General features: G+C 52.8%; 10 protein-coding genes. All 10 read left to right on the forward strand.

Features of this window, described 5'->3' with window-relative positions; translation table 11 throughout:
* Positions 1-164: 164 nt before the first annotated feature.
* The 10 genes from BN98_RS00240 (at position 165) to pyk (ending at position 12,756) form a co-directional block, all read left to right on the forward strand.
* Positions 165-1,316, forward strand: coding sequence for a THUMP domain-containing class I SAM-dependent RNA methyltransferase (locus tag BN98_RS00240; RefSeq protein WP_019190332.1), 1,152 nt, complete (start codon positions 165-167; stop codon positions 1,314-1,316).
* Positions 1,317-1,364: 48 nt separating this feature from the next.
* A complete protein-coding gene (locus BN98_RS00245; RefSeq protein WP_019190331.1) occupies positions 1,365-2,456 on the forward strand; it encodes a PP2C family protein-serine/threonine phosphatase in 1,092 nt (363 codons plus the stop codon).
* Complete coding sequence (locus tag BN98_RS00250; RefSeq protein ID WP_019190330.1) at positions 2,453-3,739, forward strand: glucose-6-phosphate isomerase; 1,287 nt, start codon at positions 2,453-2,455, stop codon at positions 3,737-3,739. The genes BN98_RS00245 and BN98_RS00250 overlap by 4 nt, the downstream gene beginning before the upstream one ends.
* 9 nt (positions 3,740-3,748) lie before the next feature.
* Complete coding sequence (gene deoD, locus BN98_RS00255; protein WP_019190329.1) at positions 3,749-4,456, forward strand: purine-nucleoside phosphorylase; 708 nt, start codon at positions 3,749-3,751, stop codon at positions 4,454-4,456.
* A gap of 30 nt (positions 4,457-4,486) precedes the next feature.
* Complete coding sequence (gene deoC / locus BN98_RS00260) at positions 4,487-5,149, forward strand: deoxyribose-phosphate aldolase (protein ID WP_019190328.1); 663 nt, start codon at positions 4,487-4,489, stop codon at positions 5,147-5,149.
* Positions 5,150-5,183: 34 nt separating this feature from the next.
* A complete protein-coding gene (locus tag BN98_RS00265; RefSeq protein WP_019190327.1) occupies positions 5,184-5,651 on the forward strand; it encodes an NUDIX domain-containing protein in 468 nt (155 codons plus the stop codon).
* Positions 5,652-5,676: 25 nt separating this feature from the next.
* Positions 5,677-6,420, forward strand: a complete 744-nt coding sequence (locus tag BN98_RS00270) for an NAD-dependent protein deacylase (RefSeq protein WP_019190326.1) — start codon at positions 5,677-5,679, stop codon at positions 6,418-6,420.
* 59 nt (positions 6,421-6,479) lie between these two features.
* Complete coding sequence (locus BN98_RS00275; protein WP_019190325.1) at positions 6,480-9,908, forward strand: DNA polymerase III subunit alpha; 3,429 nt, start codon at positions 6,480-6,482, stop codon at positions 9,906-9,908.
* 16 nt (positions 9,909-9,924) lie between these two features.
* Positions 9,925-10,884, forward strand: coding sequence for a 6-phosphofructokinase (pfkA, locus tag BN98_RS00280; RefSeq protein ID WP_019190324.1), 960 nt, complete (start codon positions 9,925-9,927; stop codon positions 10,882-10,884).
* 111 nt (positions 10,885-10,995) lie between these two features.
* Positions 10,996-12,756, forward strand: a complete 1,761-nt coding sequence (gene pyk / locus BN98_RS00285; protein WP_019190323.1) for a pyruvate kinase — start codon at positions 10,996-10,998, stop codon at positions 12,754-12,756.
* Positions 12,757-12,762 lie beyond the last annotated feature (6 nt).

Below are 12,762 nucleotides of genomic sequence, written 5' to 3' on the forward strand. Positions count from 1 at the left end.
GTCGGCATCTGCCGACGAAGGGTATGTAGTTAGCTTTATCTAACTACGATTTTAAGCGCCGAGGGGGTTTCCGTCAAGTGGAGTTTACCTGACATTAACAAGCCGTCGGCGTTTTCTCGGGCAAGCAAAGGCGCCTTGTGGCAAAATAGAAGGGGAGGGAAGAGATGACACAATGGACGATACACGCGACGGCGGCCTTCGGATTGGAGGCGGTCGTGCGGCGACAATGTGAAGCGCTGGGATTCGGACCTTGCCAGGTGGAAGCAGGACATGTGCTGTTTCCGGGATCGCTTACGACAATGCAAAAAGCAAATTTGTATCTGGCAAGCGCCGATCGGGTGCTGCTGGAGGTGGGGCGCTTTCCAACGGAGAGCTTTGAGAGCTTGTTTGATGCCGTCGCGGCAATGGATTGGGCGGAGATTTTGCCGGAAAACGCGCGCTTTCCCGTACGCGCCAGGACGGTGAAGTCCAAGTTGGCCTCGCCTTCGGATGTACAGAAAATTGTGAAAAAGGCCATCGTGACGTCTCTCCAAAAGCGGTATGCGATCGGCCATTTTCCTGAAGACGGCGCATTATTTCCCATCGATGTGACCATTCGCCACGACGAATGCGTGGTGTGTTTGGATACAACCGGTGAGGGCTTGTTCAAGCGAGGCTATCGCCGGGAAAAAGGCGGAGCACCGCTGAAAGAGACGCTGGCAGCAGCGTTGGTGGACTTGAGCGTGTGGACGCCGGACCGAGCGTTTGCGGATGTCTTTTGCGGTTCGGGTACGATTGTGATTGAAGCCGCGCGGAAGGCACGAGGCATTGCACCGGGGCTGGATCGCTCCTTTTTATTTATGGATTGGCCGTGGGCGGACGCAGAAGGCTATAAGAAGTTGCGTCGGCAGGCGATGGGCCAAATTCGCATGGATTTAAAGACGGAGATGTTGGGTTTTGATATCGATCCGGCGATGGTAAGGATTGCGAAGCGCAACGCGGAGGAAGCGGGTGTAGCCGATATGGTGCATTTCCTATGCCGCGACATGCGGGAAGTGGGCTTGCAGGAGAATTTCGGTGTGATGATTTCGAATCCGCCCTATGGGAAGCGCTTGGAACCGGAAGAAGGCGTTAGAGAGTTGATGGAAAGTTTTGCCACAAGGTTTTTAAACTTGCGCAGTTGGTCGATCTATTTGCTGACGGCGATGCAAGAGTTTGAGAGCATCGCTTGGCAAAAGGCAGGAAAAAAGGCAACCCGGCGGCGTAAATTGTTTAACGGCGGGGAAGAAACCACATACTATCAGTTTGTCGGTCCGGACCCGAAATTATTCCGATAAAGTGCTGTTATGGTAAGATAGGAAGCGGAGAAGGCAAGGAGGGAGCCTATGAAAAACAAGACAACCGAGCAAGCATCCTTTCTTACCGAAACCGCTATTTTAAATGCCATGGAGGATTACGTCCGCATTGTGGACCGCCGTGGAAGAATACTATTTGAAAATGAAAGTTTAAAGCGTTTTGATCAATCGGAAAGCAAGGGGAGACCCATTTTCCCACTTTCCACTGCTACGGGTCCGTTTTTGGAAAAGACCATGACCATGACGGAATTTTGTGTGGCAGGGCATGTTTTTTCGGTGATGAATTCCCCCATGTATCAGGACGGGGAGGTAAACGCCGTTATTCAGGTATTTCGTGACACAACCATTCAGAACAACATCACCGTGCAGCTGATGAATGTGAATCGTAAATTGCACAAGGAGATTAAGCTCGCGCGTACGATTCAGACCAAGATGTTGCCGCGCATGACGGGCTTCGGATCACTGCGGTTCGATTACGCGTATCTTCCCACCGAAGAACTTTCTGGAGATTTCTTTGATTTCATTCCGCTTGGCCAGGGAAGATTGGGCTTTTATATTTCTGATGTCGTCGGACATGGGGTATCTGCCTCTATCTTAACGATGTTCGTGCGTCAAACCATGCGTTCGATTTTGGAAGAGGAAAAGATGCGGGAGCCGTCAAAGGTGCTCGGCACGCTGCGCGATCGCTTTTTGGAAATTCACATGGATGAAGGACAGTATTTTTCTCTGTTCTATGCAGTGTTTGATACAAAAAATCATCTCTTGACGTATGCCAATGCCGGACATAACTGCTTGCCCATGGTGGAACAGGATGGCAACTTGGAGTATTTGAACGCTTCTGGGCGTCTTATTTCCTCTCTTGCGATCAAAGAGTATACCTATAGCGAACACAGCCGTCCGGTGAAAGAAGGCGACCGTTTCCTCTTTTATACGGATGGCGCGGTAGAAGCCAAAAATGCGGCAGGAACGGAATATGGCGAAGAAAATTTGGAGCGACTCTTACTGAAGGGGCGTTCGAATACCTTACAAACGATTGTGCGCGATCTGCGTCACTATACGGGAGAGCAACTCCGGGACGATATCGCGATAGTATATGTAGAAAATCAAAGGAGGAAGGCATGAAGCTGGATGTCTCACAAGCAAGCCAACCGAAAGCGCTGGCCGATAAAAAAGAAGTGGTGTTGAAGGCACTGGAGACGTTGGTTGGTAAAACCGGTGCAGGCAATGATTTTCTGGGCTGGGTGGATTGGCCGGAACAATACGATAAAAATGAATACGCCCGTATTAAGGACGCAGCCATGCGCATTCGTGAAGAGGTGGAAGCTCTGGTCGTTATCGGTATCGGCGGGTCATACCTCGGCGCACGTGCCGTGATTGAGGCACTTTCACCGTCGTATGACCGAAAAGGGCCGGAAATTCTCTTTGCCGGTAATCACTTGAGCGCACAGGAAATGGCCGAATTATTGGCGTATCTGCGAGGAAAGAGATTTGCCATCAATGTGATTTCCAAGTCCGGCACGACGACGGAACCGGCCATTGCGTTTCGCCATTGCAAGGCGCTACTCGAAGAAACGGTGGGAAAAGAGAAAGCCAAATCGCTCATTTTTGCCACAACGGATCGGGCGCGCGGCGCATTAAAGACATTGGCGGATTCCGAAGGCTACGAAACCTTTGTTGTACCGGACGATATCGGCGGTCGATTCACGGTGTTAACGGCCGTGGGACTCTTGCCCATCGCCTGTGCGGGTATTGATACGGACGCCTTATTTGAAGGGGCACGCCGTATGCGAAGCATTGCCTTACAATCCGATTTCGAGAAGAATCCGGCGCTGCAATATGCGGCGTCGCGACTGGCGCAGATGGATGCCGGCAAGAGCATTGAAATTTTGGTTTGCTATGAACCGAAAATGCGCTATATGCAGGAATGGTGGAAGCAGCTGGCGGGCGAAAGTGAAGGAAAAGACGGAAAGGGCCTTTTCCCGGCTTCCGTGGGCAACACAACGGATCTGCATTCCCTCGGACAGTGGATTCAGGAAGGTCCGCGCATTCATTTTGAGACCGTGCTGTGGTTTGATGAAGCGGCTAACGATGTCAAGATCCCCGGCGATGCGGAGAATTTAGACGGCTTGAATTACTTGGCGGGCAAGACCATGCATTACGTGAACGAGCAGGCGATGCTGGCTACGAAAAAAGCGCATGTGGACGGCGGCGTGCCCAATCATCTGTTGCGCTTCGAGCGTTTGGATGCGGAGCAAATCGGTGAATTGCTGTATTTCTTTGAGGTGGTGATCGGCGTGTCGGGCTATGCGGCGGGGGTGAATCCGTTCAATCAGCCGGGTGTCGAATATTATAAGAAGAATATGTTTCATTTATTAGGAAAGCCGGGATTTGAAACCCTGGCGTAAGGAGGAACAATGGCAACCCCACACATCGGAGCGGAAAAAGGGGATATTGCAGAAAAAATTCTATTGCCTGGTGATCCCTTGCGTGCGCGCTTCATTGCTGAGAATTATTTGGAGGCGCCGGTTGCATTTAATAGTGTGCGCAACATGCTGGGCTATACCGGTACCTATCGCGGTGAGCCGGTTTCCGTCATGGGAACGGGCATGGGTATACCATCGCTATCGATCTATGCCTACGAACTGATCCATGCGTTTGGCGTGAAGCGTTTGATTCGCGTGGGTTCGGCGGGGGCGTTGCAGAAGGATCTGAAGCTGTACGATATCGTGCTGGCCCAAGGCGCTTGCACGGATTCGAACGTAGCCTTTCAGTATGACTTGAAGGGAACCTACTCGGCCATTGCTTCATGGGATTTGCTGGCAAAGGCGGCAGAAATGGCGAAAGAACAGGGGAAGACGGTGCATGTGGGAAATGTCTTTTCCACGGATGTCTTTTATAATCCTTTGAACAGCGAACAGCACCATTTTGAAAAATGGGCGGGCATGGGTTGTTTGGCACAGGAAATGGAAGCGTATGCGCTTTATGCCGTAGCCGCGGCTGCGGGAGCGGAAGCGTTGGCTATATTGACGATTTCAGACTCCATGGTATCGGGAGAAGAAACGACGGCGGAGGAACGCCAGAACAGTTTTCATGCAATGATGCAGCTGGCGCTCGCTATCTAGAGAATGAGCATGCGATAGAAAGAGGAAACTATGCAGATCAATCGGATGATCGATCACACGTTACTGAAACCGGAAGCACAGCCGGAAGAAATTGAAAAATTGTGTGTGGAAGCGTTGCAGTATCACTTCTGGTCTTGCTGCGTGAACAGCTCTTTTGTGGCGCAGGTACACGGAAGACTCGCCGGTTCGGATGTAAAGACCTGTTGTGTCGTGGGCTTCCCCCTTGGCGCCATGTCTACACTGGCTAAGGCGGCAGAAGCACGCGATGCCGTAGCCAATGGTGCGGATGAAATTGATATGGTGATTCATATCGGCGCCTTAAAGCGCGGCGATACGGAATATGTACGAGAGGATATTGCCCAGGTGAAGAAGGCTTGCGGCAATCGGACACTGAAAGTCATCTTGGAAACCTGTCTGTTGACGGATGAAGAGAAAAGCTTGGGTTGTGCGTTAGCCATTCAGGCGGGCGCCGATTTTGTCAAAACGTCGACGGGCTTTTCGACGGGCGGCGCGACGGTGGAAGACGTACGTCTCATGAAGGACGCTGTGGGCGACAGCGCCGAAGTGAAGGCGTCGGGCGGCATTCATACGGCCGAGGAGGCTTTAGCTCTGATCAAAGCAGGCGCGACGCGCATTGGAGCCAGTGCCGGCATTGCCATTGTGGAAGGTATGCCCAAAGAAGACGCTCAATAGCAGCGCCTCCGGACGAAGCGAAAATGAGGCAGACATGCATCGCAAAGAAGAGGTACAGTTACTCAACATGATCCTATTGCAACGCGACAATGGGGACGTGTTGGTCTTGGATAAAGTGCGCAAAGAGGGCTGGGAAGGGCTCACCTTTCCCGGCGGAAAGGTGGAACCGGAGGAAAGCTTGTTGGATTCTGCGCGTCGTGAGGCGTGGGAGGAAACGGGATTACGTACCGGTGCCATGACCTTTGTCGGTGCGGTGCACTGGCTCCATCCACAAGAAAAATTTCGACAAGTGGGGCTACTGTATCGTTGCGAAGAGTTTACCGGCACCGTTGTAGAAAGCGACGAAGGAACGCTGCAGTGGATGCCTTTTGACGACTTTTTGGCCACGGAACCAAAGAGCCTTTGTATGGAGGAAATATTAGAGATTTATCAGGGCCATGCGCGCGAAGTATTGATTGAAATGCACGGCAATGAAAAAGGGAACGTGACATTCATACCATAGAAAATTCGATAAGAAGGGAGCGCAAATGGAAGCACAAGAAGCCATGCAACAAGCAAGAGAATGGGTGCAGAACAGCTCGAACATCGTATTTTTCGGCGGCGCAGGTGTTTCTACCGCTTCCGGCATTCCGGATTTTCGATCGGAAAACGGCCTGTATCACACCATGAAGCGCGAGCATTCTCCCGAATATTATTTTAGTCACGAATTTAGCGTCGAAGATCCCGACGGCTTTGCGGATTTTGCACGCGAGTGCATTGATAGTTATCAAGTGGAGCCGAGCGGAGCGCACCTGGCCTTAGCAGAACTGGAGCGACAGGGCAAGCTGCAGGCCGTGATTACGCAAAATATCGATTCCCTGCATCAGCGTGCCGGCAGTCGGCGTGTCTATGAAGTGCACGGCAACATGGCACGAATTTTATGTCCCGCCTGCGGTTATCAAATGCCGACAGACGAATTTATGCAAAAGAAAGGGCACGTTGCGTGCCCGAAGTGTGGTAAAACCATGCGTCCCGACGTGGTGCTATATGGCGAGGCTCTGCCCGAAGATGTATTTATGGGGGCACTGCGGGCGATTTCTCAGGCGGAAACCCTCATTGTAGGCGGTACGTCTCTTGTGGTGTATCCGGCGGCGGGACTCATTCAATACTATCGTGGGCATCATTTTATTTTAATCAACCAGGAGCCGACGCCTGCGGACGGGCAGGCGAATATTGCTCTTCATGGCAATATCGCTGAGATTTTACCCGCTCTGGTACGCTCGGAGGCTTAATGTGTCCCGTTGGCGGGACTTCTATAGAAACACAGGTCATGAAGCAGAGAGGAGGAATCGTGGCTTTTACACACCTCCATTTACATACTCAATACAGTTTGCTGGATGGCTTTTGCCGCATTGATCGCCTGATGGACGCGGTGCGCGAGGGCGGCATGGATGCCGTGGCCATTACGGACCATGGCAATATGTTTGGCGCTATTCAATTTTATAAAGCGGCCAAGGAAGCGGGCATTCATCCCATTCTGGGCTGTGAAATTTATGTGGCGGACGATCATCTGGATCGCCAGGATCGCGGTCGTTACCATTTAGTGTTATTGGCGGAAACGGAAGAAGGCTATCACAATCTGATGAAAATCGTCTCTACCGGCTGGGTGGAGGGCTTTTATTATAAGCCGCGCGTGGATTATGCCGTTTTGCGGGCACACCATGAGGGCATTATTGCGCTTTCTGCCTGTCTGGCAGGGGAGTGCGCGCAGCGTGCTTTGGATAGCGATTATGCCGTCGCACGGGATACGGCGCTTCGCTATGAGGCGCTTTTCGGTAAGGATAATTTTTTCTTGGAAGTGCAGAATCATGCTATGCGTGAGGAAGCCCAGGTGGCACGCGTGTTTCGTCGTATTCACGAAGAGACGGGCATCGGTCTTGTGGCCACGAACGATTGCCATTACTTAAGAAAAGAGGATGCAACAGCGCATGATGTGCTCTTATGCATCCAGACGGGCGCTACGCTGCAACAGGAAAAGCGCATGCGCTTTCCGAACGATTCTTTTTATTTGAAATCGCCGGAGGAAATGGAAGAGATTCTCGGCGACTACGACGGAGCCATTGAAAACACGGAACGCATTGCCAAGCGTTGCCAAGTGGAAATTCGCTTCCATGAACCGCATTTACCGAATTTCGAAGTTCCAAACGGTGAAGAGCATGAGGCGTTTTTGCGTCGCTTAGTCGCGAAGGGGCTGGCGGAGCGCTATCCCGATAACGATGATGCCGTGGCGCGTGCAGAGCATGAGCTGGATGTCATCAGTTCCATGGGCTTTGTGGATTATTTTTTGATCGTCTCCGATTTTGTGCATTTTGCAAAGAAAAACGGCATTGCCGTCGGGCCGGGGCGTGGATCAGCGGCAGGCTCCATCGTGGCGTATGCGCTGGGCATCACCGGCATTGATCCGCTGCGTTTCGATCTTCTCTTTGAACGCTTTTTGAATCCGGAGCGCGTATCCATGCCGGATATTGATATTGATTTTGATGATGTGCGCCGTGAAGAAGTGATTGAATACGTGAAGCGTCGCTATGGGAGCGAAAAAGTGGCACAAATTGTCACGTTTGGCACGCTGGCGGCAAAGATGGCCATCCGCGATGTCGGGCGTGTGTTGGATATTCCGTTGGCTACGGTGGATCGCATTGCGAAGGCCGTACCGGACGGCATTAAAATGACCCTCGACCGCGCGCTTAAAGAGAGTCCGGAGTTTCGCGCGCTTTATCAGGAAAATGAAACCGCTCACCGCTTAATTGATCTGGCACATGCCATTGAGGGGATGCCTCGCCATACCTCAACCCATGCGGCCGGCGTACTCATTGCCGGGGAGGCGGTGGAAAATCTCGTGCCGCTGTCGACGAGCAGCGGTCAGGTAACCACGCAGTACAATATGACGGAGCTCGAGGAATTGGGCCTCTTGAAGATGGATTTTTTGGGGCTTCGCAACTTAACTGTCATACAGGATGCATTAGACATGGTGGAGGCGCGGACGGGGAGCCGTCCGGATTTGGATCAAATGGATCTCAACGATCCGCAGGTGCTGGCGCTCTTTCACAAGGCGGATACGGTAGGACTGTTCCAGTTTGAATCACCGGGGATGCGTCGCTTTTTGTCGCAATTGAAGCCGACGCGCTTTGAGGATTTGGTGGCAGCTAATGCGCTTTTCCGACCGGGCCCGATGGAACAAATTCCGACCTATGTGGAAGCACGGCATAATCCTACGCTCGTGCATTATTTGGATCCATCGCTGGAGCCGATCTTGCATAATACCTACGGCGTCATCGTGTACCAGGAGCAGGTCATGCAAATCGTGCAGCAACTGGCGGGCTATACCCTCGGGGGGGCAGATAATCTACGCCGCGCGATGTCCAAGAAAAAGATGGCAGTGATGGAGGAGAATCGACGGACCTTTGTGCAGGGTAAACCGGCGGATGCCGATTCTCCCGCAATAGACGGTTGTGTGGCACGCGGCATTCCTGCTGATGTGGCCAATGAAATCTACGATCAGATGATCGCTTTTGCAAAATATGCCTTTAATAAATCCCACTCGGTGGCGTATTCCTATTTGGCGATGCAAACGGGATATTTGAAGTGCTACTATCCTTGTGAATATTATGCGGCGCTTCTCACGAGCGTGATGGGCGATTTTTCGAAGATGGCGCTCTATATCAAAGAGGCAGAGCGCATCGGCGTGGAATTGTTGCCACCGGATGTGAATCGTTCCTTTGCAAAATTTTCCGTCGAGGATGGGAAGATGCGCTTCGGATTGCTTGGGATTAAGCATGTTGGGACAGGCATTGTGGAAGCCACGGTTAAAGGACGTGAAGAGGGAGAGTACACGTCGCTCGAAGAATATTTGCGACGAGTGTCGGTTGTGGATCGGACGGCGCTCAATCGCAAGGCGGTGGAAAGTCTGATTTACGCGGGAGCGCTGGATAGCTTTGGTGTGCCGCGTGCGCAGATGATGGCGGATCTGGAGATGTCGCTTGCGGGCATTCAAAATGCGCGCCGACAAAATCTCAGCGGCCAGCAATCGCTTTTTGGTACGTTCCCGGATCTGGAAACGCCGAGCAGTTGGACCTCCCGTCGCTTGCCGGAATATCCGCAGCCGCAGAAGTTGGCCTATGAGAAGGAAGTGCTGGGCATCTATCTTTCCGGGCATCCCTTTGCGCCCTATGAGGCGGATTTTGCACCGTACCGCAATTTTACGACGGAGGAGCTGCTGGAGACGGAAAATATGGCTGCGCTGGATAATCGTAAGGTGCGCTTTGCGGGGCTTGTGCGCGGGAAGCGCGATTTGCTGACAAAGAAGCAGGAAGCCATGTGCTTTTTGGAGGTAGAAGATCGTACAGGCAGTCTGCGTTGCGTGGTATTTCCGCGTGTCTATGCGACCTATCGCGAACGCATTCATATGGAGCGGCCGCTGCTGTTGAGCGGCACCTTGCAGGTGCGTGACGATGAGGTGAATCTTTTAGTGGACACGATTCTGGCCGCCGAGGATTTACCGAAATCCACGCTGTATGTCCGCATGCGCTCGGATGAGAAAGATAAATTTTCCGCCTTGCAGTCTATTTTTACACAATATCCGGGAAAACTGTCTGTGGTATTCTATTTTACGGATCAACAGCGAGCATTTTCGGGGCAACCGGGGTATCATTGTGACGGTTCTCCTGAACTTCTTTCCGCATGTCAGAAGCTTTTGGGACAGGAAAATGTGGTAATGAAATAAGGTCGGAGGAGGCATTATGAAGACCATTGGTATATTAACGTCGGGTGGCGATGCCCCCGGCATGAATGCGGCCATTCGCGCGATTGCCCGCACGTCGTTTGCGGCGGGGCTGCGCGTGAAAGGCATTCGCTACGGCTATGACGGGCTCATGGCCGGTGATATCTATGAAATGAATGTATCAAGCGTGGCGGATATTATTCAAAAGGGCGGTACGATTTTGGGATCGGCTCGTTCGTCGGAATTTGCCACGAGTGCAGGGCAGGATAAAGCCGTGCGCATTCTCGAGCAATTCGGCATTGATGGATTGGTGGTCATCGGCGGCGATGGTTCCTTCCAGGGTGCAGCGCAGTTACATAACCGCGGTATTCGCACCGTCGGCATTCCCGGCACCATCGATAACGACTTGGGCTACACGGAATACACGATTGGTTTCCATACGGCCGTGGAGACCGTGATCGAATCCATCGGGAAATTGCGAGATACTTCAAACTCCCACGGTCGTGCGAACATTATTGAAGTCATGGGGCGCCACTGCGGCGACATCGCTCTTTATGCGGGCCTTGCCGGCGGGGCGGAAAGCATCATCGTGCCAGAGCACGCTTTCTCCATGCAGGAGATTACGGATCGTATTATTCGCGGGCGCAAGCGCGGCAAGCGCCATCACATCATCGTTTTAGCGGAAGGTACGGGGGAGCCGTACAATATGCGCGAGGAAATTGAAACAGTGACGGGCGTGGAGACCAAGCTCACAATTCTGGGGCACGTGCAGCGCGGCGGTAGCCCGAGCTTCACGGACTCGAAGCTTGGTTGCATGATGGGCTACTGTGCGGTGAAAGAACTGTTGGCCGGCTCGAGCTCCATCGCTATCGGTGTGCGCGGTGAAGAGATCTTTACGATGCCCATTTTGGAAGCCATTGCGGTCAAGCATACGTTTAATCAAGAGCTGTATGAAATGGCACAGGTTTTATCAAGTTAAGGCGTATTCCCGCACAATGCGGTAACAGGGAGACCATCTCTTATCGTGTGATCGCATTGTAGCGTAGTGACATGGCAGAGCGCCGGGGTGAACCATAGAAAGGGAGTTTCGATGAAACGCACTAAAATTGTTTGTACGATCGGGCCTTCGTCTGAAGACCCCGCGATTCTGAAACAACTGGTGGCAGAGGGCATGAATGTGGCACGTTTGAATTTTTCACACGGCACACATGAAGAGCAAAAGAAAAAAATTGAGACGTTGAAGGCGTTGCGGCAAGAATTGCAGGTGCCGCTGGCCCTTGCTCTGGACACCAAGGGACCGGAAATTCGTCTGGGCACGTTTGAGAATGACGCGCCGATCGAATTGGCCATTGGCGATGCCTTTACCCTGACCACGCGCGACGTGGTGGGCACGAAAGAAATGGTGCACGTTTCCTATGAAGGCTTGCCTGCGGATGTGGCGCCGGGTACGCGCATCCTCATCGATGACGGCTTGGTTGAGCTGCAGGTGGTTTCGATAGAGAACGGCACAGAGATTCATTGCCAGGCCATGAATTACGGCGTGCTTTCGAACCGTAAGGGCGTCAATGTACCCGCGACCAACATTCAACTGCCCGCCATGACGGAGACGGATCGCAACGATATTCTCTTTGGTCTGGAAGAAGGCATTGATATAATTTTTGCTTCCTTCATTCGTTCAGCGGGGGATATTCTGGCCATTCGTGCCCTTTGCGAGGAGAACGGCGGCGAGCGCGTGCAGATTTTTGCCAAGATCGAGTCGGAGCAGGGCGTCAACAATTTGGATGAAATCTTAAGCGTTGCCGACGGCATCATGGTAGCCCGTGGCGATCTGGGCGTGGAAATTCCCACGGAACGCGTGCCGCTCGTCCAGAAGTCCATCATTCGTAAAGCCAATCTGGCAGGCAAATCCGTCATCACGGCCACGCAGATGCTGGACTCCATGCAGCGTAATCCCCGTCCGACCCGTGCCGAAGTTAACGATGTGGCCAATGCCATCTTGGATGGTTCGGATGCCATCATGCTTTCCGGCGAAACTGCCGCAGGCAAATATCCTGTCGAGGCAGTGCGTCAGATGCGTGTCATCGCTGAAATGATGGAAAAGTCGCCGGATTTTCTACGCACCATCGAGAGTCGCGATTCCTGGGTGAGTGTGGATGTTTCCAGCGCCATTTCTCGCTCCACCTGCATCATCGCCCAGCAGGTGCAACTTGCTGCTATCGTTGCTTCCACCGCCAGCGGCTTTACCGCACGTCAGATTTCGCGTTATCGTCCCGTCACGCCGGTCATTGCCGTAACCCCTAGCGAACAAACCTACCATCAATTGGCCCTCGTCTGGGGCGTGATTCCGGTGCTCTCCACCGTTTCCAAAGAAACCGATGAACTCATCGAGCGTTGCATTTTGGCTGCGCTTTCCACCGACTTCTGCCACGAAGGTGATCAGATTGTTCTCACCGCCGGCATTCCCGTCGGTCAGGGCGTTTCCACCAACTTCATCAAAGTCCATACCATCGGCGACATCGTCGTTTCCGGTACGGGTATTGGCGATGGCATTGTTGTCGGCAAGGCGGTTCATGGTTCCACGGCCGCCGAAGTGCAGGATCACTTCCATGATGGCGATATCCTTGTTTGCCATACCACCGGCCCCGACATGATCGGCTTCATCGAAAAAGCAGGCGCCGTCATTGTCGAAGAAGGTGGCCTTACCTCCCATGCGGCCATTGTCGGTCTCCACTTTGGCGTTCCCACCATCGTCGGAGCCACTAATGCCTGCCGCCTCATCGACGAAGGCGAAGCCGTCACCGTCGACGCCTCCTCCGGCGTCGTCTATAAGGGCATGCAGACATTCGCATAAAAGTCC

Source organism: Levyella massiliensis, from assembly GCF_000308275.2.
GTDB classification, from domain to species: Bacteria; Bacillota; Clostridia; order Tissierellales; family Peptoniphilaceae; genus Murdochiella; species Murdochiella massiliensis_A.